General features: G+C 59.2%; 20 protein-coding genes. 17 read left to right on the forward strand and 3 right to left on the reverse strand.

What is annotated here, in order from left to right; translation table 11 throughout:
- Nucleotides 1-125: 125 nt before the first annotated feature.
- The 15 genes from R8L07_12520 (at nucleotide 126) to R8L07_12590 (ending at nucleotide 16,237) form a co-directional block, all read left to right on the forward strand.
- A complete protein-coding gene (locus tag R8L07_12520) occupies nucleotides 126-791 on the forward strand; it encodes a hypothetical protein (GenBank protein ID MDW3206352.1) in 666 nt (221 codons plus the stop codon).
- 160 nt (nucleotides 792-951) lie between these two features.
- The gene (locus tag R8L07_12525; GenBank protein MDW3206353.1) at nucleotides 952-1,806 is read left to right on the forward strand and encodes an FkbM family methyltransferase; all 855 of its coding nucleotides are present in this window, start codon (nucleotides 952-954) and stop codon (nucleotides 1,804-1,806) included.
- Nucleotides 1,803-3,647 (forward strand): asparagine synthase-related protein, encoded by a 1,845-nt coding sequence (locus R8L07_12530; protein ID MDW3206354.1) that lies wholly within the window; start codon nucleotides 1,803-1,805, stop codon nucleotides 3,645-3,647. Before R8L07_12525 ends, R8L07_12530 begins: the two co-directional genes overlap by 4 nt.
- The gene (locus R8L07_12535; protein ID MDW3206355.1) at nucleotides 3,640-4,968 is read left to right on the forward strand and encodes a hypothetical protein; all 1,329 of its coding nucleotides are present in this window, start codon (nucleotides 3,640-3,642) and stop codon (nucleotides 4,966-4,968) included. The genes R8L07_12530 and R8L07_12535 overlap by 8 nt, the downstream gene beginning before the upstream one ends.
- Entirely contained in the window at nucleotides 4,968-5,720 is a 753-nt protein-coding gene (locus R8L07_12540) for a hypothetical protein (protein ID MDW3206356.1), read from the forward strand. The genes R8L07_12535 and R8L07_12540 overlap by 1 nt, the downstream gene beginning before the upstream one ends.
- Nucleotides 5,717-6,715: a Gfo/Idh/MocA family oxidoreductase gene (locus R8L07_12545; protein MDW3206357.1), complete on the forward strand. Its 999-nt coding sequence runs from the start codon at nucleotides 5,717-5,719 to the stop codon at nucleotides 6,713-6,715. Before R8L07_12540 ends, R8L07_12545 begins: the two co-directional genes overlap by 4 nt.
- Complete coding sequence (locus tag R8L07_12550) at nucleotides 6,712-7,278, forward strand: DapH/DapD/GlmU-related protein (protein MDW3206358.1); 567 nt, start codon at nucleotides 6,712-6,714, stop codon at nucleotides 7,276-7,278. The genes R8L07_12545 and R8L07_12550 overlap by 4 nt, the downstream gene beginning before the upstream one ends.
- Before the next feature lie 13 nt (nucleotides 7,279-7,291).
- Entirely contained in the window at nucleotides 7,292-8,437 is a 1,146-nt protein-coding gene (locus R8L07_12555; GenBank protein ID MDW3206359.1) for a DegT/DnrJ/EryC1/StrS family aminotransferase, read from the forward strand.
- 4 nt (nucleotides 8,438-8,441) lie between these two features.
- Entirely contained in the window at nucleotides 8,442-9,632 is a 1,191-nt protein-coding gene (locus R8L07_12560; GenBank protein MDW3206360.1) for a glycosyltransferase family 4 protein, read from the forward strand.
- 63 nt (nucleotides 9,633-9,695) lie between these two features.
- Nucleotides 9,696-10,601: a sulfotransferase gene (locus R8L07_12565; GenBank protein ID MDW3206361.1), complete on the forward strand. Its 906-nt coding sequence runs from the start codon at nucleotides 9,696-9,698 to the stop codon at nucleotides 10,599-10,601.
- On the forward strand, nucleotides 10,598-11,293 hold the full coding sequence (locus tag R8L07_12570; GenBank protein MDW3206362.1) for a WbqC family protein: 696 nt from the start codon (nucleotides 10,598-10,600) through the stop codon (nucleotides 11,291-11,293). Before R8L07_12565 ends, R8L07_12570 begins: the two co-directional genes overlap by 4 nt.
- Nucleotides 11,290-12,363 (forward strand): glycosyltransferase, encoded by a 1,074-nt coding sequence (locus tag R8L07_12575; GenBank protein MDW3206363.1) that lies wholly within the window; start codon nucleotides 11,290-11,292, stop codon nucleotides 12,361-12,363. The genes R8L07_12570 and R8L07_12575 overlap by 4 nt, the downstream gene beginning before the upstream one ends.
- Nucleotides 12,364-12,426: 63 nt before the next feature.
- A complete protein-coding gene (locus tag R8L07_12580) occupies nucleotides 12,427-13,440 on the forward strand; it encodes an SDR family NAD(P)-dependent oxidoreductase (GenBank protein ID MDW3206364.1) in 1,014 nt (337 codons plus the stop codon).
- Nucleotides 13,441-13,520: 80 nt separating this feature from the next.
- On the forward strand, nucleotides 13,521-14,870 hold the full coding sequence (locus tag R8L07_12585) for a hypothetical protein (GenBank protein ID MDW3206365.1): 1,350 nt from the start codon (nucleotides 13,521-13,523) through the stop codon (nucleotides 14,868-14,870).
- Nucleotides 14,871-15,016: 146 nt separating this feature from the next.
- Nucleotides 15,017-16,237, forward strand: a complete 1,221-nt coding sequence (locus tag R8L07_12590; GenBank protein ID MDW3206366.1) for a glycosyltransferase family 39 protein — start codon at nucleotides 15,017-15,019, stop codon at nucleotides 16,235-16,237.
- Nucleotides 16,238-16,308: 71 nt separating this feature from the next.
- On the opposite strand, the gene R8L07_12595 is transcribed toward R8L07_12590, so the two are convergent.
- On the reverse strand, nucleotides 16,309-19,611 hold the full coding sequence (locus tag R8L07_12595) for a lysylphosphatidylglycerol synthase domain-containing protein (protein MDW3206367.1): 3,303 nt from the start codon (nucleotides 19,609-19,611) through the stop codon (nucleotides 16,309-16,311).
- Between the two features lie 200 nt (nucleotides 19,612-19,811).
- Here R8L07_12595 and R8L07_12600 point away from each other — a divergent pair, with 200 nt between their 5' ends.
- Nucleotides 19,812-20,759, forward strand: a complete 948-nt coding sequence (locus R8L07_12600) for a glyoxylate/hydroxypyruvate reductase A (protein ID MDW3206368.1) — start codon at nucleotides 19,812-19,814, stop codon at nucleotides 20,757-20,759.
- On the opposite strand, the gene R8L07_12605 is transcribed toward R8L07_12600, so the two are convergent.
- On the reverse strand, nucleotides 20,753-21,469 hold the full coding sequence (locus R8L07_12605; GenBank protein ID MDW3206369.1) for an RNA pseudouridine synthase: 717 nt from the start codon (nucleotides 21,467-21,469) through the stop codon (nucleotides 20,753-20,755). The two genes, R8L07_12600 and R8L07_12605, sit on opposite strands and share 7 nt — an antisense overlap.
- Nucleotides 21,470-21,892: 423 nt before the next feature.
- Between R8L07_12605 and R8L07_12610 the strand changes: the two genes are divergently transcribed.
- Nucleotides 21,893-23,902, forward strand: coding sequence for a methyl-accepting chemotaxis protein (locus R8L07_12610; GenBank protein ID MDW3206370.1), 2,010 nt, complete (start codon nucleotides 21,893-21,895; stop codon nucleotides 23,900-23,902).
- A gap of 23 nt (nucleotides 23,903-23,925) precedes the next feature.
- On the opposite strand, the gene R8L07_12615 is transcribed toward R8L07_12610, so the two are convergent.
- Nucleotides 23,926-24,171 carry a MoaD/ThiS family protein gene (locus R8L07_12615; GenBank protein MDW3206371.1) on the reverse strand — a complete coding sequence of 82 codons (246 nt, stop codon included), beginning with the start codon at nucleotides 24,169-24,171 and terminating at the stop codon, nucleotides 23,926-23,928.

The following is a 24,171-nucleotide window of genomic DNA, read 5'->3' on the forward strand; positions in this document are numbered from 1 at the left end:
GGGCGTTTGTCGCCTTCGAGGAACCGAGCGTCCGGACCAGGCTGCCTGGCAGGCTGGCGAACTGGGAGCGCCGCTTCCGGCGTCGCTTCATCGAAACGCACGAGCTTCTGGGGCGCGGAGACGTCTTGCGCGCTTTCGATGCCGGGGACGGTGAACAACTGGAAAAATACGCAGCCGCTCGGCTTGCGTGGATCGACCGTCAGTTGGATCGGCGGAGCGCCAGCATTTATATCGATATCAGCAAGCATTTTCTGCACGGTTTGCACCATCCGACTCTCGCGCAACTGAAGAAGCGCGGCGACTGGCCCGTTTCAATGATCCGCCTTGTACGCGATCCCGTCGCAAACATGCGAAGCTATCTGAACCGCAACAAGGATATCAGCTTGGACTACGGGGCGCCGGATTGTCCCTTCAACGAGTTGCGTCTCGACACCGCGGAATTGAGCAAAGGCGAGCGCTATCTGCACGCATGGTGTGAAACATATCTACGTGGAGATCGGCTGATCCGGGAGTTTGATTTGGCTCCTGCCGAGACGATTGCGACGGATGATCTTTCCGACCCGACGGCCGTCGGCGCCCTGCTTGACCGCTTAGGGCTGGCGCATGGTCAGGTCCCGTTCCTGCCGGCACAGAACACCAATGTCGGAAGGGGATTCCGGCCGACAGAGACGGATTCGAAGGACCTGGAAACGTTCGCGCGATTCATGGAAAAGGTGCCGCATTCGATACGCGATCGCCTGCCGCTCTCTTTTGCCAGGGCGTCAACTTCCGACGCCATCCCAAAAAGGTAACAAGCGAACTATGTTGGCGCTGAAATTAATGATCCCGGGATATCGCGCACGATGGGTTCGACGTGCGACGGTCTTCCTTCGCGAACTTCGGTCGGTATGTGACACATTCCGGTTTGAAGATGGCGAGAATGGTCCCGTTGCCAGAAATGCCCAGGGTCTGATGCTTCACGGCGTCGCCACGCCAGGCAAGGATATGGAACTCTACCGTCTGCTTCGGAACGATCTGCCTCACAATCTGGCGCCACAACATTTCCGGCTCGCGCGCGACATCGTGACACGATATGTGTTTCCGCATTTGCGCCCTGATCTTGGCCCGAAACTGGCTGCCGGTGACCCGGCGGAGGCCGCCGCGATGGTAGGGTTCCACGGCCAGCAGAAGGACGGCGTGGACGATATTGAAGATGCTGTGTTGCGGGATGTCTACCGTACGGCCTTCAGCTCGACAGCCTCGGACGTCATCATCGATTGCGGCGCCTTTATAGGGATTGGTGCGGCCGCCGTCGGCCCGTCGCTGCATGAGGGGCGGCTCATCGCACTGGAGGCCGATGCGCGCAACGTCGCGTTACTGGAGCGCAATACGCGAGAGAACGGGCTCGAGCGTGTTGATGTTCTGCACCGGGCCATCTGGTGCGAACACGGGCGAGTGCTGGATCTCGCCACAGGTGAGGCACAGGCGAACACACTCCGCCACGACGTTTTTGATGGCGGTAACAGGCAGCCGGTAGAAACCGCTAGTATTGACGGCCTTGTGTCGGAGCATGGCTTGGAGAAAGTCGACATGCTTTCCTTTACCGTCAACGGTGCCGAAGTTGAGGCACTGGACGGAGCAAAGGATACACTCGCCGAGTTCCGTCCTCGGATCCGGCTTGCAGGGTGGTATCGCCGGGACGGTCATAGTGTTGCGGATTTGTGCCGCCCGCGGCTGGAGGCCGCCGGATACCATGTCCATGTCGGACGAAAGCTGGGAGTGCTGGCCCTACCGGCTGAGCAGGTTCCGGAAAGGTCGCGCTCGTGATCGGTCTTTTCGGAGAGTTCAATTCGGGGGGGCTGGAAGCGCCGCTGCTATCTGAAATTCGCGCCACCATGCCGGGTGGGCTCGGAACGTCCCTTGCTTCCGGGCCGCATGCCGGGCTGGGCGCACACTATCATTCGACGGGCGGATATGGCGGAGTATATGAGGCGGGTGACCTGCAGGTGGCCGCGGTCGGCCTGATTCATGACCCCGACTCGTTGATCGATGCGCCTGACAGTGACATCGCATCACTGATCGCGCGGCTGTATGAGAAGGGTTGTCTTGATCGGCTGTCCCGGGCGAATGGCGCCTTCGCGGCCGCGATCTTCGATGCGGAACGTCGTCATCTCGTGCTCGTCACGGACCGATTGGCAAGTTATCCGATTCATCTCGCGCGCCGGGGTACGGGATGGGTCTTCGCGACGTCGATCCTGGCCTTGGTGAAATCCGGGGCGGTGGCTGCCCGAACTGCGAAGGATGGGTTGGCCCAACTGTTCACGATGCAGCGGACGGTGGGCCGAACGACAAACATTGCCGGATTGGAAGCGCTTCCGGCCGCAACGATTACCACATTGTCCGGAACGAACCGCCAGGAGGACGCATATTGGCGTCTTGCCTGGAACAGTAACGGGAACCGGGCTGAGTTGCCGGAACGTCTGGCGGAGGCGCTGAAGGCGGCCGTGGCACGACAAACCGAAGGCCCGTCTCCCGCTCTTCTGCTCTCTGGTGGGATAGATAGCCGTCTCGTGCTTGCTGCTGCGCCGCGTGGGCGACTGACTTGCTGGACGACTGCCAGTTTTGCCGACAACCCCGAACTGGATATTGCGCGGCGCACGGCCGAGGTTTTCGATGCGCCGTTCCGACCCGCTTTGGTGGAGCCCGGGGAAACTCTTCACTTTCTGGAAAACGAGGTGCGGACCAATAACGGCCTGTATCCGGCCTCACTTCCTATTGGTGCGTTCATGCCCCGCGTCGGGGCGGAACACGCGACTGCGCTGACAGGGCATGGGCTGGATTACACGCTGCGCGGCTATTATCTGCCAGCGCGTTTCCTCACCGTGGCCGGAAGCAAGACACGTTTGCCAATGCTGCGTGAGGTGCCCGCGCGACCGGACGCTGAGTATGTACTGCGCAATCTTCGCCAGGGGCCGCCGCAAACGACCCTGGACGCGATCATTCGTCCGCAGGCCAAGAGACGATGGTATGACAGCCAAATCGAAGCAATGTCTTCGGTTCTGGAGCCACATCTTGCGTCTGATGAGCCTGTGAATGCCTGGGACGCCTTTATCCTGCATGCCTTGTCGAAACACTACGCGTTTACGGGCATGATGTCTGTGAGGGCGTACTGCCATCTGAACCTGCCGGCTTTTGACCGTGACGTGTTCGATGTCTATTTGAGCATGAGCCCATCCGAAAGGGTGGGAGCTGAGGTGGTTCGAAAGGCCCTTAAGCTCCTGTCACCGCAAATCGCGAAGCTAGCGAATGCGAATTCCGGATTTCGGGCGGATCTGCCGCTCTGGACCGAAACAGCGGCGGTCCTGGCCAGGGCGGCCGCACGCAAGGTCGGCCTTGCAAGGCGTCCTGAGAAGCCGAGCGCCTATCATTCCACGGGGTCATGGCAGTCGACGCGCGAATTGTTCGCCCATGAACCTGGATATAGGCGGCGGTTTCTGGAAATCCGGGGCCGCCTGGACAGTCTGACGATGGGCGTTCTGGAGCCAGACATGCTGGCCAGGTTGATTGATGAGCATCTGGAGGGGCGCGCAGGACATACCAAGCTTCTGCGGCAGTTGCTGAGTCACGACGCCTGGGTTCGGGAATATGGAATTGCCGGGCATGACTGAGACCTTCGCCTATAGTTTGGTTGTCGATTCCGACCTTTCCGAATTCCTTCCCGAGATCGAGTTCGTGTTCGACTTTCTGGACGAAACCTATGGGCTTGTTCGGGTAGCGGAGGCGGATCGCAAGGTCCAGTACGGGGGAAGACCCAACCAGTCCGCCGCCGGCACCCTCTTCATTCCAGCGGCGCTCTTCAGTCAGGGAGTTTCTACGGATGAACAGGGCATCTGGCCGAAGGTCGATGCATTGCGGAAACTGGAGGACGGGGGAACCTTTCTGCCCGGCCGGGAAGGCAGGGTCGATTACGACGCGCCCGGTCTCATTTTCCACCAGTTGTCGCGCATTGAGGAGCGGGTCCCGGCAGAACACGACAGTTATGACAGATTTCCCTTCGATCAGACGCTTGCGGCACGGATAGGGCGTTACGATGATCCGTTGGCTGATCGGGCGGCAATGGATCTCGCCCGGGCGATTACGGGCGATCCCGCCCGGCTTCCGCTTGGCGAATACAAGGTCATGTTGACTCATGACGTCGACAAGCTGCGCGGCTACAACTACGCCCACGAGCCAATTCGCTATGCTTTGGGCGACGTGTTGAAACGCGCAGAACCGGGGCGAGCGCTTAAGCGCCTTTACCGCGGATACTTTGCGGGACTGCCCTGGAGCAGTTTGAATGAGATGATGAGTCTGTCCGAGGCACATGGCGTAAAGAGCGAATTCTATTTCATCGGCCCTTCCCTGTTGGCGCAAGACACGCCCTACGGGGTGACCATGCCCGATTTGGTGAAGCGGGCCGCCGACGCGATCCGGAAGCGTGGGCATATCATCGGCTTTCATCCAGGTCACCGGACATGCCGGGATCAGGATGCGTGGTTGCGTCAGAAAGCAGCGCTGGAAGATTTGGTTGGCGGACCACTTACACGCGGAAGGCAGCATCGGCTGGAGTACGATTTTTCCATTACGCCGGATATCTGGGACGCTGCCGGGATGGAAATGGATTGCACGCCGGCCTTTCCCCAGGCGACGGGGTTCCGGACGGGCAGTTGCCGACCGCATCGCGCCTACAGCCTGAGACAGCGCCGTGCCCTCGGTCTGCGATTGGTCAGTACGCCGATTCAGGATTTCGCCTATTTCAGCAATGGAAAATATCGGGACCTGAGTTGCCAGGAAGCACTGGAAGAGGCCTCTTCCGCCATCAATGTCTGCCGCCGCTATCGCGGCACCTTGAGTGTTTTGCAGCACCTTGGCCAGGTTACCGAACCGGCGCGCGGCTTCTATCGAGAACTGGTTGGTCTGTGTTTCGGTGATTCTCGGGGAACTGCCTGATGGCGCAGGATTTCACGCGGGCGGGCTACAGAGCGTTGCTGGAGGCCCTGCTGCAACGTGGCTATCGCGTTTGCGGTTATGACGATGTGGTTCCTCAGAATCAGGATTTGATCCTGCGGCACGATATTGATTTCTGGCCAGAACCCGCTCTGGCCATGAGTGAGATCGAGCGTGATCTCGGTGTTCGAGCCTTCTATTTCATGCTGACCTCCTCGCCCGCCTATAGCATCGAATCCAATGAAACCCGGACGGTCATCGACAGGCTCCAGCAGGACGGGCATGTCGTCGCGCTGCATTTTGACGCTGCCCGATATCCGGCGCGGATCGATGCACTTGACGCAGCCGTGGAAGAGGAATGTGCCAGGCTTGAAGATGTCACGAAGACATACGTCCCAGTGGTGAGTTTTCATCGTCCGTCCCGGCCGTTACTTTCCCACAACGCGCCATTGGCAGGCCGGCCGCATGCCTATCAAGACCGCTTTTTCAAGGACATCGGGTATTGCAGCGATTCACGTGGCCTGTGGCGGTTCGGACCGCCCTTGAGTCATGAAGCTGTAGGCAGGAAAACCGCGCTGCAGCTGCTTACTCACCCCATCTGGTGGGCGCACGATGACGGCGGCGACCGGGAAGCTGCGTTGCGCAGACTGGTCGACGTCAAAGGGCCGCAGTCTGTCAACTTGATCGCGGATACTGTCACGGGCTATGACCCGGATACCGGAACCATCTCTGACCAGTCAGGAATCGATAAATGAGCAATTCGGCCTCGGTGGGCGTCCTTGGGACCGGGTATTGGGGAAAGAACCTGCTACGGAATCTCGACGCACTGGGTGCGCTTTCGGCGTTCTCCGACACGGATACCGGCGCGTTGGAAATGCATGCCGGTACCTACCCCGACGCGCGTGCCTATACCTCTGCGCAAGAGCTGTTGGCTGATCGTTCGCTAACGGCGGTCGCGATCTCAACGCCCGCTGCAACCCATGGAGATCTCGTCGAGGCTGCCCTGACGGCCGGCAAGGATGTCTTTGTCGAAAAACCGCTATGTCTTGATCTGGATCAGGCCCATCGGCTTGATGAATTGGCCCAGTCCGGTGGACGGGTACTGATGATCGGCCATCTGCTGCTGTATCATCCTGCCTTCATTGCCGTTCAGGAGAGTGTTGCGCGCGGCGATATCGGGCGCCTTCGCTATATCTATTCCAACCGTGCTTCGCTTGGAAAAATCCGGCGCGAGGAAAACGCGCTCTGGTCGTTTGCACCGCATGATATCTCCATGATGCTGGCCCTGACGGGGCGGCTGCCCGAACGCGTTGTTTGCAATGGCGAGGCATGGCTAAGCCCGAATGTCGCGGATATGAGCCTTAGCCATTTTGATTTCGGGGAACATCTGCAGGGACATATCTTTGTCAGTTGGATGCACCCGTTCAAGGATCACCGATTGGTGGTCGTCGGGGAGGACGGGATGATCGTCTTCAACGACACTTTGGCCGGGGACCAGAAGGTGTTGCGCTATCCGCACCGGCTGGCCTGGGACGGTGTGCTGCCGATGCTGGAAAAAGCGGAAGCCGTACCGGTCCCCTATCGCGCGGACGAACCCTTGGCTGAGGAAATGAGGCATTTCCTGGACTGTTGCGAGACACGGGCGCGTCCCCGCACGGATGCAACAGAGGCGATCGGGGTGCTTTCCGTTTTGGATATGTGTCAGCGTGCGATGACCTCCGGCACCCCATTGGAGCGGGCCGCGGAATGAGTGAGCCATTCATCCATGAGACCGCTGTTGTCGACACCGATGTCGAGATCGGTGAGGGCAGCAAGGTTTGGCATTTTGTCCACTTGTTGCCGGGTGTGCGGATCGGAAGCCGCTGTATTCTGGGCCAGAACGTAATGGCCGGGCCGGACGTCGTTATAGGCGATGGCTGCAAGGTGCAGAACAATGTGGCGTTGTACAAAGGTGTGACGCTTGAGGAAGAGGTTTTCTGTGGCCCGTCCTGCGTTTTCACAAATGTTCTGACCCCGCGTGCTTTCGTCGAACGCAAGGACGAATTCTCGAAGACCCTTGTATGCCGGGGGGCGACGATTGGGGCCAACGCGACCATAGTCTGCGGAGTCAAAATCGGCCGCTATGCGATGATTGGAGCAGGCGCGGTCGTGACCCATGACGTGCCTGATTATGCATTGGTTGTCGGGAACCCGGCCCGCCAGCTCGGTTGGGTAAGCCGGTCAGGTGACCGCTTGGGCGATGACCTTCGCTGCCCCCGGACCGCAGAGACCTATCGATTGATCAACGGCCTGCTTGAGCCGGTTTCCGAGTGAAGGAAAGAATGAGATGAGCCAACCGAATCCCATCGCTTTCGTCGATCTGAAGGCGCAATATGAAGCCTATCGTCAGGAAATCGACTCCGCGATCGCGACTGTCCTTGAACATGGCAAGTTCATCATGGGGCCAGAGGTGGCGTCTCTGGAGAACGAACTGGCGTCGTTCTGTGGCGCCAAGCATGCGATAGGCTGCTCCAGTGGCACCGATGCCTTGATGCTGATCATGATGGCAGAGGGTGTTGGCACCGGAGATGCCATTTTCGTCCCCAGTTTCACCTTTACCGCCACCGCGGAGGTTCCGCTGCTGCTCGGGGCGACTCCAATCTTCGTGGATGTTGATCCCTCGGATTTCAACATGGCCCTGGTGGATCTGGAAAAGCGCATCCAGGCCGTGATCGACGGCGGAGAACTTCGGCCGTGCGGGATTCTTGCCACGGATCTGTTCGGCCTGCCGGCGGATTATACGGCCCTGGAGGCCTTGGCTGCGAAATACAATGTCGCACTTTGGTCTGATGCAGCACAGTCTTTCGGTGGAGCCCTGGGAAACCGCAAGGTCGGGTCCCTGTCGCGCGCCACCGCGACCAGCTTCTTTCCCGCCAAGCCTTTGGGGTGTTACGGTGACGGTGGCGCAGTCCTGACGAACGATGATGAATTGGCTGATGTCATGAAATCGATCCGGGCGCATGGCAAGGGGGGGGAGAAGTATGACATTGTGCGCGTCGGTCTGAATGCGAGACTCGACACCTTGCAGGCGGCAGTTCTGCGCGCGAAGCTCCCACATTTCGCTTCCGAGATCGAAGTGCGTAACCGTGTCGCCGATGCCTATGATGCCAAGCTGAATGGCTTCGTGGAAACGCCAGCCCGTCGCCGTGGACACCAAAGCGCCTGGGCGCAATACACGATCAAGCTGCCCGCCGATCGTCGGGATGCCGTTGCGGCCGCGCTGAAAGCGGACGGCGTTCCGTGTGCGGTGTATTATCCAATGCCGATGCATCTGCAATCTGCGTACCGGCATTTTGGGGATGGTGAGGGTAGTCTGCCGGTGAGCGAGGCATTGAGCGGCCAGGTGCTGAGTCTGCCGATGCATCCCTTTCTGACCGAGCCGGAAATCGACCGCATTGCCGACGCAGTTAAGAGTGCTGTCGGATCCCGTTGAAGAGATGTCCGGTATCGGGGACAGACCGGTCATTCTTTTTCTGGACGCCGGTACGGGAAAAGGCGGGGCGTCGCGCTCACTCTATTACCTGATTGCTGCGCTGGACCGGACCCGTTGGGAACCGCATGTACTCTTGTTGGCCGGGAATCCGCTGGTCGCCTGGTATGACTCCCTCGGTGTCTCCGTTACACCCTTGCCCGGAATCCCGAGATTCCGACCCGGGGAGCGCAAGAATCCGATCGCGTTCGCGCATTTCGTTTGGCGAATGCGTCATTATCCGGCGGTGCTCAAGGCTGCGCGTAAGGCGCTGGCGGGAAGGGCCGGTCTGTTGCATGCCAACCACGAGAACCTGGCGCTGACCTGCCGGTGGCTGGCGGCCCAGTTGAAACGCCCCTGGGTATGTCACATACGGACAACCCTGGTCGATACGTGGTTCGCACGTCGGATATACCGTTTCATCCTGCGCCGGGCAGATCGTGTAGTCTTCATTTCCGATGGCGTTGCTGCGCATTTCGAAAAACTATGTGGCATACAGGCAGGGAAGCATTGCCGCACCGTGTTCAACGCCTATCGGCCGGAAGCCGACCCCGTGGAGCCACTGAATCTGCGTGGCGATCCGGACAGGCAGAAGTTGCGAGTTTTGACTCTCAGCAACATTACGCCGAATCGTGGAATCGACCGACAGCTGGATGTTGCGGCGGTGCTGAAGAAACGGGGTATCACGGACATCCTGCTGGTGGTTTGTGGCGGACCACAGCACCGAAGCCTGAAACCGAATGCCGAGCCTGGCTACTATGAACAGATCCTGACCCGGGTCGAGGAGGAGGAACTGGGCGCGGTGATTGAATTCACCGGTCACGTTCATCCCCCCGAACGCGCACTGGTGGCTTGCGATGTTTTGATGAAGCTTGGACGTGAAAACGTCCCCTGGGGGAGAGATCTGATCGAGGCGATGACCTTCGGGTTGCCGATTGTGACGCTCGGAACCTTTGAGACCGTTGTGGAGAACGGCGTGAACGGATTCATCGACGCCGAGTTTGATACCAATCGCGTAGTCGGGCACTTGCTCCGATTGCGCGACGATGAGAATTTGCGTCAGACGATGGCGGTCGCCAATCAGCGAAAAGCGGAACGAATGTTCGCGCCGGAAGCCAGCGCCGCAGCAATTGAATCAATCTATGACGAGTTGAGATAGGTGAAGCATCGAATCTCGCACCGGCCGCCTCCAACCGGGGAGGCCGCCGACCGGCTTCGGTCGATGAATGCGGCCCTGGCGGAATCTGCGCCGAGGCCGAGCCCACTGGACGCGCCCGTCCTGTTTGTCTCTGGTGCCCCGCGTTCCGGCACGACACTGATGGCACAGGCGCTCATCCGGTATTTCGATCTCGGCTTTGTGGACAATTTGACAGCCCGGTTCTGGCAGGCGCCGCAAACCGGAATGACCTTGTCTCAATCGGTGTTTGGCGAAAGCCGGCTTGAAGCCGCATCGTCCGATTTTGGCCGGACTGCCGGACGTGACATTCACGGCTTTCACTTTTTCTGGATGGAAAAACTGGCCTTGGAATGGGTCGATGATCTATTCGAGGATCCCGCCAGGCGCGGCGTTGACTGGCGTGAAATCCAAGGCTGGATAGCAGGAATGCAAAGGCTCTCCAGGGCCGGATTTCTGTTCAAGGGGTACTACCCGTCCTATTTCATGCCCCAGTTTCTGGCGCTCGACCCGCTCTGTGTCTTTGTCTGTATTGAACGCGACCCGATTGAACAGGCTCTTTCGGTCTATGATGCGAGACAGAAGGAAATGCTGTCGCTCGAGTCCTGGTGGAGCATGCAGCCACCAGACTATTATGAATTGGTCGATAAAGATGTTGATGAGCAAATTCTTGGGCAGATAACCGGTCTGAACGCACATTTTCGGCAGTTGGCCTCCCAAGCGGGCGACCGATGTATTTTCGTACGATACGAAAATCTATGCTCCGATCCGGAGGGAACCTTGATTCATATCGGCGAAGCGGTCGAGAAGGCGACGGGTTTTGCGCTCTCGCGGCGCGGCCTGGTACCGGAAATTACCCGAACACACCGCAAGTCGGATAAATCCCAGGCCGCTCTTGTAGCGCGGCTCGTCGAGCGGCTGGCGCAGTTTGAGAAATCAGGAGATACGGCATGAGGCGGATTGGCATCCATCAGCCCAACTACCTGCCGTGGCTGGGCTATTTCCGGAAGATCGCGAGATGTGACGAGTTCGTCTTCTACGACAATGCACGGCTGCCTTTGGGGAAAAGCTACGTCTCCCGCAATGCGATTCGCACCCATCAGGGAACACAATGGCTGACTGTCCCGATCGGGAAGGAGCAGATTCCGATATCGGAGGTCAAAGTATCGGATCAGAGATGGCGCAAGAAGCATGTCGGCAGCTTGATGCAATCCTACGGCAAGGCTCCCTATGCATCCGTTCTGAAAGACGCGGTTTTCCCGGTTTTGGAGCATGAATTCGATCGAATAGCCGATCTCAATATCGCCTTGATCAAAAGCTTGGCGTCCTGGATCGGTTTGGCGGATGTCCGGTTTCTCAGAGCCTCTGAGTTGGGGCTTTCAGAAGAAGGGGCGGAAAGCATCGAGCCGATCTTGCAGGCTCTGGACGCGACTGTCTATGTGACCGGAAAAGGCGCTGGAACGCAGCGTAGTATTGATGAAGCGTCCCTTAATGCGCTGGGCATCGACGTCGACTATATCTCTGCCGAGTTTCCGGAATACCGGCAGCTGCACGGCGCTTTTGAGCCGAGGATGTGTGCCGTTGATGCTTGCGCGAATATCGGCCCGGATGGCGTCAAACGGCTGCTGGACGGGGACGGGGAGTGACAGCAAGGAAGTCGCGCATTCTGTTCGTCCTGCCGAGTTTCGCGGGGGGCGGCGCGGAGCGGGTCCTGCTGACGGTTCTGGGGCGCCTGGACCGTGAACGCTTCTCACCTGGCCTGCTTGTGCTTTCCGATGCGGGACCGCTGAAACCGTTGGTTCCGGACGATATCGACGTCCGGGTCCTGGGGACAGGCAGGGTCAGATCGGCATTGCCGTTGCTTCGGCGGGCCATTCGGGATGCGGCGCCGGATGCGGTGCTATCGACGATGGCATACCTGAATTTCGCGGTGTTGTCGGTCGGACCGGGTGGTCCTCTCTATTTTGTCCGGGAAGCAAACATGCCGGATCATACCGCCCGGCAGATCGGGTCGCATGTGCTGACCAGGCTGCTTTATCGGCTGTTGTACAGGCGCGCCTCGGCCGTCCTTTGTAACGCAAGGCCGATGCGCGATGCGCTCGCGGCCTGGGGGGTGGCGCAAGACAGGCTTGTTGCGATGCCGAACCCGGTTGATGTGGATATGATCCGTAAAGGCGTAGAGGCGCGGGTGGTGCCAGGGGACGGGCGCCGATTTGTTGCGGCTGGGCGGCTGACCGAGCAGAAGGGGTTTGACCGTCTTGTCGATTGGTTTCGCAACATGCCTGCGTCCGACCGTCTCTGTATTTTTGGAGATGGTCCTCAGGCCGAGCAGTTGCGTGCGCAAATTGATGGTGCCGGGTTTGGGGAGCGGATTCTCCTGAAGGGGTTTGATACCCGTGTCGCCGACTGGATTGCCGGGGCCGATGCGGTTCTCTTGCCATCTCGATGGGAAGGAATGCCGAATGTGGCTTTGGAATCACTGGCGCTTGGGACGCCGGTGATAGCGCATCGCGAAGCTGGCGGAATCGCGGAACTGGCCGATGCGACATCCAGACACGCGGTTAAAGTCGCGGAAGACGGCGCGGCTTTCCTGGCGGCGATGCAGGAGGTTGAAGCCACTTTACCGCGGCTGAAATCTCCACGTCCCAATCTTCTGCCGGCGTCCTTTCATGTGAATGAGGTCGTGCACCGCTATGAAACCCTATTGTCGAGATAGCAGGTATTTACATTTGCCGTCGCGGCGTATCTTTCACCCCCGGATGAATTGGCGAGAGGGACGATGACCCAGCAAACACTGCGGAATAAGAGGGTCCTGGTGACCGGGGCGGACGGCTTTATCGGCTCTCATCTTGTCGAAAGGCTGCAGCGCGACGGCGCCAGTGTAACGGCCCTGAGCGCATACAATTCCTTCGGGTCGGCCGGGTGGCTGGACAGTTTGGCCGAAGGCGTTCGCAGAGCTATTGAGATTCGTGCCGGCGATATCCGCGATCCCAACTTCGTTCGGGATCTTGTGGCGGGGCAGGAGGTGGTTTTCCATCTTGCGGCCCTGATTGCCATTCCCTTCAGCTACGTCGCGCCGCAGTCCTATGTGGATGTAAATGTGACGGGTACCCTGAATGTCTTGGAGGCATGCCGTATGCATTCCGTCCAGCGTCTGGTACACACATCGACGTCGGAAACCTATGGTACGGCTCAGTACACGCCGATCGACGAATTGCATCCGATGCAGGGGCAGTCGCCGTACTCCGCCAGCAAGATTGGCGCTGACCATATGGCTGAAGCATATTGGCGCAGTTTCAACCTTCCGGTGGTCATTTTGCGCCCGTTCAATACCTTCGGCCCCCGGCAAAGTGAGCGGGCGGTCATTCCGACCGTCATTCGCCAAATGCTGGATCCGGGCTGCGACACGATTCGTATCGGTGATATTAGTCCCGTCCGGGATTTCAATTTCGTGGGGGATATTGCCGATGCCTTCCATACCGTCGGCACCTCGGAAAAGGTGGAGTACGGCACTGTCTACAATGCCGGTAGCGGCCATGGGGTAACTATCGGGGAGACCATCGAAATTCTGCGGGGCATTACAGGATGCAACAAGCCGCTGCAGGAGGAAGTCGATCGCAAACGGCCCAAAAATTCAGAAGTCTTTGAGCTGATCGCCAAGGCCGAACGAATAGGTGCGCTAGGCTGGCGGCCGGCGGTCGGTCTGGAAGCCGGACTGGAAAAGACGGTGGCGTTCTGGCGTCGAGAAATCGGCGAAGGGCGAATTCGCCAATCCAGCGACTATCTGGTCTGAAACTTCGCCGGATTAGCAGCATGCACGCCTTAACCGTTCGCAGGGCCTATCAAACGGCATTCACACTCTATGTGCTGATTGTGCTTGTCGTCCTGACTTCGGTACCCGGATCGATAACGGTCGATTACGGTGCTGACGCGGCAACCTGGCTGCTGCCGGCGCAAGGGCTGGTGGAGGCTGGCGGTTTCGTCCACCCGGATTCGCCGCATCGGCCCATGACGGAACGGCCGCCGCTTTATCCAGGTCTTGTCGCGGCCACGATCTATCTGGCCGGCGACAACTTTCCAAAGCTTCTTGTATTGATTCAGGCAGCTGTTTTTGCCTGCAGTGCCATGATGCTGGCACGGTGGGCCGAGCGGCTGGGGCCGCCCGACCGGCCCATGATCGGACCACTTGCCTTTGCGCTTTTTCTTTTCAATCCGAACAGTCTCGGCACCGTGTTTTTTCTACAGTCGGAAACCATTTTTGCGGCATTTGTACTGGCGGCAACCATCGCTCTGCATCATACCGCCATGCAGCCGGGATTTCGACGTGCCGCGGGGCTCGGGTTGCTGCTTGCCGCCTGTGTTTTGATCCGCCCGGAAGGTCAGTTCCTGGCGATCTTGGCGGTCGTTGGGCTGCCTCTGATCTCACTGCTCGGTGGGGCGCGAGTACCCTTGCGGCGGGTCTTGTTGTCGAGTGCTGTCCTCGCGGTGGTCTGCTTTATGTCTGTTTCGCCCTGGATGGCCCGGACAGCCAGTCTCGGCGAGGGCTTCAGAGTAACCGGGGCCGCCAATACGGTTTACTATCTTTGGGGATCCGGAACCCAGCTGGAGATGGTCGCGACCGGGGTGGGCGGTGCCGAGGCCGAGGCCCGCATGCAGGCGCGCCAACGCGCGGTCGCCGCCGCATTCGGCGAGTCATGGTACGTCATGCCGGAATTGGAGCAGCAAAGGCATCTGAGGGACGCTGCGATAGCGCAGATATTCAGCTATTCGCCAAGCGTCATATTCAAGACTACAGCATTGGCGACATTGCAGTTCTTTTCCGCCGGGGGGGGTGGCCGATTATTCGCCTTGGCTGGCCAGCCGGACGCCTCTCCCTTTGCACAGATGCAGGCCAGCGGTGAATCCAGTTATGCGGAATCTGTTTTGCTAGCGGTCAGCGAGGCAGATATGTCGTTGCTGGGATTGTGGGGTGCGGCCATGGGCTTCGTCATGGTGACCCGGATTCTGGGGCTGATCGGTGCGGCCAGGATATTGCTTCGCCGACGTTGGGACATCGCCCTGTTGATTGCGACGGTCATACTCTTCTTCGCGCTGGTAATGCCGTTCTATGGTATCTCCCGCTTCAGAGTACCGGCCGAATTCGCCTTTGTTCTGCTGACCTGTTTCTCACTTTTTCCGCCCCGTCGCGGGAATGCCATCACCGTTCAGCAAACATCATGTTGAGTCGGAAAACTCTGGTCGCTCTCGTCGCGCTGGCGCTGACCGCACGTTTGGCCCATCTCCTTTTCCTATGGAGCAGCGGAACGGGATTCCTTATCGAGGACAGTTCGCTCTACCTCGACATCGCCCGCTGGATGCGCGAGTCCGGAGTGCTTCTCGCCGGCAGTTCAGACGGGTTGGCCCCGCCAGTGACCGATCGGATGTATGGTTATGTGCTCTTCCTGTCGGTCGTGGGGTGGCTGGCTGGCGGCGTTCCTACCATTGCGGTGGTCTGTATTCAGGCCGCCGCGGATTGCGTAACCGTACTGTGTGTGGCTTGTGCGGCGGCTCGATTGGGTCCCCGTGTTGGGACGGCGGCAGGTATCCTTGCGGCGATCTGGCCCAATTTGATTCTGCATAGCGGTCTGATCCTTACGGATACCTTGTCCGTCGCTCTTATGTCCGTCGCAATGCTCTCTTTCATTCTCTTTGCCGAAAAACCGACCTGGGCTCGCGCCCTGGCGATCGGGGGGGCGTTCGGTGCATCCCTTGCCGTACGCCACGGTCTGTTGCCTCTGGCCCCGTTGATTGCCGCCTTGATGGTCTGGATCGTGGTCCGCCACGAAAATGGGAAGGACCGAATAGTACGGGCGTTTGGGGTGGCTATGGTGATGCTGATGCTGGTCGCGGTTTTCCTGGCACCGCAAATCGTCCGGCATTGGGATCGGGCCGGTGGAGTGGCCTTTACCACTCAGTCGGGGCCGCACTTCCTCTATTGGGTTGCGGCGGAAAGCGCATCCGAGCTGAACGGTGGATCCCGCGCGGATTGGGCAAGCAACTACGATGAACGGATCAATCGTCGAATTGCGGAGCAGTCGACACCGCCGAACCCGTTCGAGATATCCAGTATGCGGACGAATTTGGCATTTGAACTCCTATCGCAAATGCCAACCATCGGGCTGGTAAAGATCTGGGTTCGAAGCGGTATCGTGAATCTGTTTGCACCCAGCCTTGCCTTTCATCCATGGACGCGGGCGCAGAAGCAGGATTCCTTCGATGCCGCCGCGCAGGGAAATGGTTTGGTCAGCACGGCCATCTCGTTTGTCTCCAATCAGCCCGCCCGCTACACGGCCGTGGTTTTGCCGGCGATGGTCGCTGCAGCCGCGACAGCGATGTTGGCCGCTGTCGGGCTGTTTGCCTGCTTCCGGCACTTTCCCGGGTTTACCGCGATCTCTGTAGGATACGTCGCCTATGTCCTGGTCCTGACCGGGCCGGTTATCGGGGCGAAGTATGCTTTGCCGGCTGACCCGGTGCTAATCGTGTGGACGGCGATGGGGCTTTGCGTTCTTGGAGGTCTAATCCATAGGCGATTGGGTTCTGCCGCCGCTTAGCATTGCACCGGTCGACATTTCAGACGTCCAAAAGCCGCCATTTCCCAATGGCGGCTTTCTTATTCTGAACCCTATCGGTTCTGCATGAGGTCACGATACAGCTCGTGGAACGAGGCCTCCGCCGAGGACAAGGAATAATGGTCGCATATGACAGATCGGGCTAAGGCACGACGAGCCGACAGAGCAGCGTCATCCAAGTCGCGAAACTCTGCGATCGCCGTCTGGAGCGCCTTTGGGTCGGAGGGTGGGATCAACCATCCCGTATCCCGTACGATATAGGCGGAATCGCCGACATCGGTCGCGATCGGAACCAGTCCGGTCGCCATACCCTCCGCGACCGCGTTCGAAAAGCCTTCGCCGTATGCCGAACTCGAAACGACAGAATCCGCGATCTGAAGGATACTGGGAACATCAGAACGTTGTCCCAGTGCTACGACCCGTTCGCGCCCGGCAAACGCCTCTGTACCACGCCCGACGACGACCAACCACACACCAGGCACATTCTCGACGGCTGAAATCAGTCCGTCGTAGTTCTTCATCGGGTCGACTCGGGCAACCTGTATCAGCACCCGGGCGTTCGCGGGGATTCCAAACTCTTCCCGAAGTGATCCGCGAAGATCGGGGCGCGGACTGAAACGGTCTATGTCGATCCCATTGTGCAAAACCTCAAAGCGGCGTGGCTTGTAGCCTAGATCGGCGTGAACCCGCTTTCCGGTGTGGGAGTTGGCGGTCACGACATCCGGCAGGGAGGAAAGCCAACGACAGACTGATATCACGGCACGGAGGCGCCACCCGTAGCGCGACAGGTCCATGTCGGAACATCTGATGCCCCAGATCAGAGCCGTAGCATGGCGGCGGCCGGACAAGTAGAGAGCTGCTAACGCGATCAGGTCGCCATGGTACATCCAACCCTGCACGATATGTGGTTTCTCGCGACGAATGAGCCGGGCCAAGCGCCACAGGCCTGAAATGCTGGGGCGTGCGTTGCTGAAGCCAAGATCGTGGACGGAAGCACCGGTTTCTTCGACCTCCCGCTTCAGCAAACCGTTTGGCAGCAGAGAAATGACGGTGGGCTGTATGGTTTGTCGGCGCGCGCGCATCAATCCCCAAAGCATGGTCTCCGCGCCTCCGCGGTTCAGCGACGTGATGACATGAAAAATCCGGATTGTTTCCGAGGCGCCTCGTGCGATCCCGCCACGCCATGACGGCGCCAATCCGAGTGACGCGCCGAGAAACAGCCAGAAAATTCTTTGGTACGAAATGTCGTGGGCAAAACTGAACAGGACAAAAGCAAAGCAGATCGTGAGTATCAGTGCGTTTCGGCTGTCCGACCAGCGGGGACGGTACTTCCAGACATGGTACAGGCCGTAGCACGGCAGAGCGGCGGCAATTGCGAATCCGACGATACCGAATTCGGTGAGGATCCAGACCGGCGTTGCGTGAATCACCAGACTGCCGCCATCGAAACTCACGGCCCGATGCACAAACGCGCCGAGCCCGGCACCGAAAATCGGTGCCTCCCTCCATAAGTCGAAGGCGCTACTGACACTGAACAGACGTTCCAATTGACCGCGCGTATCGAAGCTCGCAATTCCGCGAGACACAGCGGTACCGGCTTGAACTTCATCGGCCGGGAACAAGCCGGGCAGCGCCCAGACGATGGCATAAAGCAGAACGGCGGCAAGCAGAGACTGGGCCAGAAATCGCAGCGATACGATGCGGAGAAAGCTGCACAGGACGATGATCATAAGGCCGACGCCGATACCGGTCTTTGATGAGGATTGCCACAATCCGAACAGCAAAACCCCCGTCAATATGGGCCAGGTGAACCGACGCAGCGGGATAGCCGAACCGGGCCGCCAATAGGCAAAACTACAGCATAACGCCGCGAGCAGTTGAAACGCATAGGCATTACGGTTGGCGGCGAAGCCCTCGAACTCAGCTGCCAGGGACAGCGGCGCATCAAACATCCGCCATGCGATCTGGTGCGCGAGATTTGCCAATGTAACGACCACGGCGGTGGCTATTACAAAGTCACTGAGGCGTCGTAGCCCCCGGCGTCCCCAAAGGCTTGCGAGCGCGCATCCGGCCAGAAAATAACCCAGTATAAACAGCCATCCGATCAGACGGTTATTCAATGCCCAAGGAGTTACGCCGAACCGATCCGCGCCGATCAGGAAGCCGATCGAGATCATTGCAGTCAGGGCGATTAGCCACATCGCTACACTGTAGGGCATGCGAATTGCGCTTCGGCGTTCGAGAAACAGGAAAACCCCGGCCACCGTGAGTGCAAGAAGGGCGAACGGGTCGGCGAGATTTACCGTGATCTCCGCACCGCTCAATGTGGTTCTCACCTGGAAGTACAGCAGTACGGCGGCGCTGATTCCCAGCAGAGGGGCCAGTCGCCGATCAGCGATCTGCGCGTGCACATTAGCGCCCGTCGACCGGTCCGCCGCTGGTACCGCAGGAGAAGGGTCCGATTGCGGAAACAGTAGTATCGAACCGGAAATCAAAACAGAAACGGTCGACAGTAATCCCACTGCGACAGAGATTGCGACGGCGTCCCCAGCCGATACGCCCAGTAAGCCCAACACCCATACAGATGTCACTTCGCGGACACCCCAACCGTTTACACTGATAGGCAAACTGGCGGCGAAAGTCACAATGGTGGCGGCTGCGAAACTCGACATGAAATCAATGCTGGGTTCTGTCGAAACAACTGCCAATGCGAAAACAACGATCGATACGAGTTGGGCCAGAAGTGCAATGAGTCCGACCTCCCCGATCTTTCCGAGGATGACTTTGCTGAAGACGGATTTCATCAATGCAATTTCCGGCTTCGAACGCGATAGGCTTAGTCCCGTCAGGAAAGACAGCAGAACCGCGGCCGCAATGGTAGCGATGGGGATTCCGTCGAAGATGTCAGAGATTCTTGCTGGCCCTATTAGATACAGGGCTCCGGCAAGGAACAGTGTCCCGCCGATCGCGGCAAGCATGATCCGTTCATAGGTGGTAATCAGGGCGACGGTCGAGACACCGACACCGGTGCGGCGGAGTATTGCCCGCCGCCCCAAAATGGTCCCAACGAGACTGAAAGCGACCAGGCTTGAAACAAGTCCCGCGACTGTTGCGCGCAGTGCTGTTGCAAATTTTGGCGACTTGTCCACCAGCGCCAAAAGGCGTGAAAGACGGGTCGCCACCAGCAGGATGTTGCAGAGAACCAAGAGAATGATCGCCGTTGCCGACCAAATAGGAAACTGCCCCAGCGAGGTGCCGATTTCCCGGATGTCGACTTGCCTCAGGATTAATATCGCCAATCCGATAGAAACCAGAAACGGCAGGGCCTTGCGGGTACGACTGAGGGTTGGCTGCATATGGGCTGAGCCCCAGAATAGTGTCGGCGGATCGGCGTTTGGACCTTACTTACCGGAAGGCCGCTTCCCCCGGCAAGCCGCAACTGGGAGCGAGGGGCAGCCCCGGTCTTGTCTATTGTCTGATAACGCGTCATCAAGTCGGCACAGTTGCGGGCCGCGGCAAAAATGCTCTGGCCTTGGGGTAAGCAAGAGAGGTTGATATGAAGATACTCCTGGTCAGCCAGGCGGATTCTGCAGAATCTTGGGGGCAGGGATTACGAGCGACGAACCTCCCGTTGCCGCTGGAGATCTGGCCGGATATGGCAGTGCCGGAGGAAATTCGTTATGCGATCGCCGCAAAACCACCGGCCGGCCTGCTGGCCTCGTTGCCGAATCTGCGTGCCATCCTGTCGCTTTGGGCCGGGGTTGATCACATAACGTCGGACCCGGACTGGCCGCAACACATCCCCATCTATCGCATGATTGAACCAGGTTTGACCGGGGGGATGGTCGAATTCGTGCTGTCCCAGGTTCTGAACCTGCATTTGAACAATTACGAAATCACTGAGGCGCAGCGCCGGAAGGACTGGCTGCGGGAGCCGCGCGGCGCTTTCGGTCTGGAACCGTTGGTCGGTGACCGGACTGTCGGCGTGCTGGGGCTTGGCGAGATGGGGCGGAACTCGGCCGAGATGTTGCGGCGAGTTGGGTTCAAGGTGATCGGATGGTCGCGCCGCCAGAAAACGTTGGATGGCATTGAATGTCTGAGCGGAACAGACGGGCTCGATACGCTTCTGTCATGCAGTGACATACTGGTAAATCTGTTGCCCTTGACGCCGGAAACGAACGGCCTGTTGAACGCCGACATGCTTCGGAAGTTGCCGCGAGGCGCGGGACTGATCAACACGGGTAGAGGACAGCATATTGTCGATGCCGACCTAATTGCCGTTTTGGACGAGGGACATCTTTCACGGGCTGTTTTGGATGTCTTTGATACGGAACCCTTACCTCAGGATCATCCCTTCTGGACCCACCCCAGGGTCACCGTCTATCCGCATATCGCCAGCGTAACACGCGTTAAGACCGGAGTGGCGTCCTTGGCACGGTCACTGGAACTGCTTGAATCGGGTGAAACGCCGGCGGGCTATTTCGATCCCGATCGCGGTTACTGACGGACCACACTCCACCCGCAGCGGCCGAACGCTGCCTGCATCGCGGCCGGTATCGGCGCAGTGGCAGAGACTGCACTCTTCTTGGGGTAGAGGGGCAGTTCGATCGATCGCGCGTGCAGGTGCAGCGGTATGCCGGAATCTGCGCGCCGGTCTTCGGCAGTTCCGTACCAGGGGTCGCCCAGGATCGGAAATCCGGACTGGGCGCAATGGACGCGAATCTGGTGTGTGCGTCCGGTTCTGGGCGACAGTTCGAGCCAGCACAGACCATCTTCCGACAGGCCCGCGACCCGAAAATCCGTCACGGCTTCCTGGCCTTCCCTGTCCACCACCATGCGCCAGCCGCCGGACTTCGTCGATGTCTTGAGCAGGGGGAAGTCAATGCGTCCGGACTTCTCCGCCGGCATTCCGCGGACCACGGCCCAGTAGGTCTTGCGCACGCGTCCGTCGGAAAACAGTTTTCCGACCCGTCGCAACGCCTTCGGATGCCGGCCCAGGACCAGGCAACCGGACGTGTCGCGATCCAGTCGGTGCGCCAGGGCCGGCGGCCTTGGCAGGCCGAACCGCAGCGCGTCGAACTGATCCTCCATCGAAGGTCCGCCCGAGGGACCGGCGTGAACCGGAACACCGGCCGGCTTGTCGACGATCAGGATCAGCCCGTCGCGATAGAGCACGTCCGGCGCGGCGGATGACAGGCCGTCAGATGATGACATTATCTCACTCCGTAACTGGCGCTGCCGGACGGTGCCGCTACCCGGGTATCGAGACGGAATCCATGCTCAGGAGGTTCGTCTCCGTCGGGAGCATCGTGTCTTTCATGTGCAGCAGCATGTCAATTCCACACTCTGCTTCAGATCGCCATTCGCAAACTGTCTGAATCCACCCACGATTGACAAAAATTCAGCTGGGGGCTTGGGTATCACCGGTTCCAAAACAATCACCGCATGTGTTCGGATACTGAACATGTTGGCATTTCAATAGATTTTGCGTCAATTTTCCGACTGCGTTAGTCGTCAGTTAACGAAATCCCGTTAAACCTGTAGTAGGTCCACGTTCCGGACCTGTCTCGCATTCGTGTTCTCTTAAATCCAGCAGGTCGGCCCGGCCGATCACTCGTCCATCATGGTGGGGTATCAATGTTGACGTTCTCGAATATCCGGATCTCTCGGCGGATCTACGGCGGCTTCGCCCTTGTGGTTGCCTTGCTTCTTGTCTTGGCCCTGACCTCTGGTACCAGCCTTGTAACGTCCGGCACGATCTTCGGGAAATTTGAAGTTCTGTCCTTGCAGGCTTCGCGGATCGGAGAGGTGCGGTCCGAAATGCTGGAAGCGCAGAATGCGGTGAATCAGTATCTGAACGAACCCTCGTCGGAGCTGGCGCAAACCATTTCCGACTCCAAGCAGCAGGTTCTGAACAGCTTGGAGGAGGTGGTGTCGCTATCGCAATCCGACGAACAGCGCGCAGATCTGGAGGCGGCGAAGACTGATCTGGAAGCCTATCTTACCGCCTTTGAACGACTGACGACCTTGGAAGCAAAGCGTGCGGGCCTCGTCGATCGGGCGGAGAGGATCGGGACGGATATGGGCGACAAGATGGCCGAGCTGATCCGAACGGCCTTCGAGGAATACCTGGCCGATGTTGCCTATCTTGGGGGCGAGGTTCAGCGCAACATCCTTTCGATGCGTCTCGCGGTCGGCGGTTTCAAGTTGAACCCGAACGAAGCGGCCTTCAAAACGGCCCAGGATCAATCGGCAGAGATGGTCGAAAATCGCGACCGTCTCGTCTCCGAAGTTTATGACGAAAACCGCACCGCCCTTGCCGAGCAGGTCGGCGAACTCCACACCGAATACAACGCGACGATCGTAGAGCTTTACGAAACGGTCAGTGCCCGCCGCAGCCTTGTTGACGAGGAGCTGCTGGTACTGGGGGAGAAGCTCGTCAACGCCATGGCGCGTATGAGTGCGGACATCTCGGATACGCAGAACATGTTGGGTGAGGATGGAGAGCAATCGATCGAACTTGCGATCATTGTCACAGCCGTCGTCGCGGTCGTCAGCATCATCCTGGCCAGCCTCGCCGCGTGGGTCATCGGAACCGGCATTGCCGGCCCCATCCGGGCCATCACGTCGGCGATGACGGAACTGGCCGGTGGCGAACGGAATGCGGAAATCCCGGGAACCGAGCGCAAGGACGAGATTGGAGCGATGGCCGCCGCCGTCCAGGTCTTCAAGGAGAACATGAAAAAGGCAGATGATCTGACCGCGCAGCAACTGGAAGAGGCGCGCCGTCGGGAGGCCCGCGGCCAGAAGATCGAAGAACGCACGCAGAGCTTCGACAGTGCCGTTGCACAACTGCTGAATATGTTTACCTCCTCTGCGACACAGACCGAGGCCACCTCCACGACGATGGAACGACTTGCGACCGAGACGAGTGAGCGGGCCACAGCGGTGTCGGCCGCGGCGGAGCAGGCGACGGCGAATGTGCAGGGCGTGGCGGCCGCCGCGACCGAAATGTCGCAGACCGCCTCCGAGATCAGCCGCCAGGTGTCGCAGTCGTCGCAGATCGCCGCGCGCGCGGTGGATCAGGCGCAACGGACCAACGCCCAGATGAAGGGCCTGTCCCAGGCAGCCCAGAAGATCGGCGAGGTGGTGAAACTGATTTCCGATATTGCCGAGCAGACCAATCTGCTGGCTCTCAACGCGACCATCGAGGCGGCGCGCGCCGGAGATGCCGGCAAGGGTTTTGCCGTCGTGGCCAATGAGGTGAAGAGCCTTGCCACGCAGACGGCCCAGGCCACCGGCGAGATCAGTCAGCAGGTCGCGGAAATCCAGAATGAGACCGGGGCTGCGGTCGACGAAATCGAGGTCATCGCGACGACGATTGACGAAATCAATCAGATCACCGCTGCCATCGCCGCCGCCATGGAAGAACAGAGCGCCACGACGGATGAGATCACGCGCAATGTGGAACAGGCTGCGGCCGGGGCGCAGGATGTGACCGCCAATATCGTCGAAGTAACCCGTGCGGCCTCGGAAACCGGCCATTCCGCCGGTGAGTTGACCAAGGTCGCCGCGGATCTGAACGGTCGTGCCGACGAGCTGAAGCGACAGGTCGAATCGTTCCTGCAGGAAGTCCGCAACGCATAAGTCGAAAGAAAAAGGCCGGCGGGTCAGCCGCCGGCCATTTTCGGCAAGATATAGACCTCACTGTCCGGTTCGATCCTCTGGAACCGGTCAAGCCGGTAGAGGGTGCCGTCGACAGAAACGGTCACCCCCTTGTCCAGAACCGGTTTGAGCTTCGGGGCGGCCTCACCCAGAGCGGTCAGCATCCGGTCGATATTGGGCGCGTCGATATCGAACTCCTTGCGCCCCTCGGCCAGACGGCTCAGCGATCCCCACAGGATTACTTTCGCCAT

It is taken from the genome of Alphaproteobacteria bacterium, assembly GCA_033344895.1.
Lineage (GTDB): Bacteria > Pseudomonadota > Alphaproteobacteria > UBA8366 > Aestuariispiraceae > Pacificispira.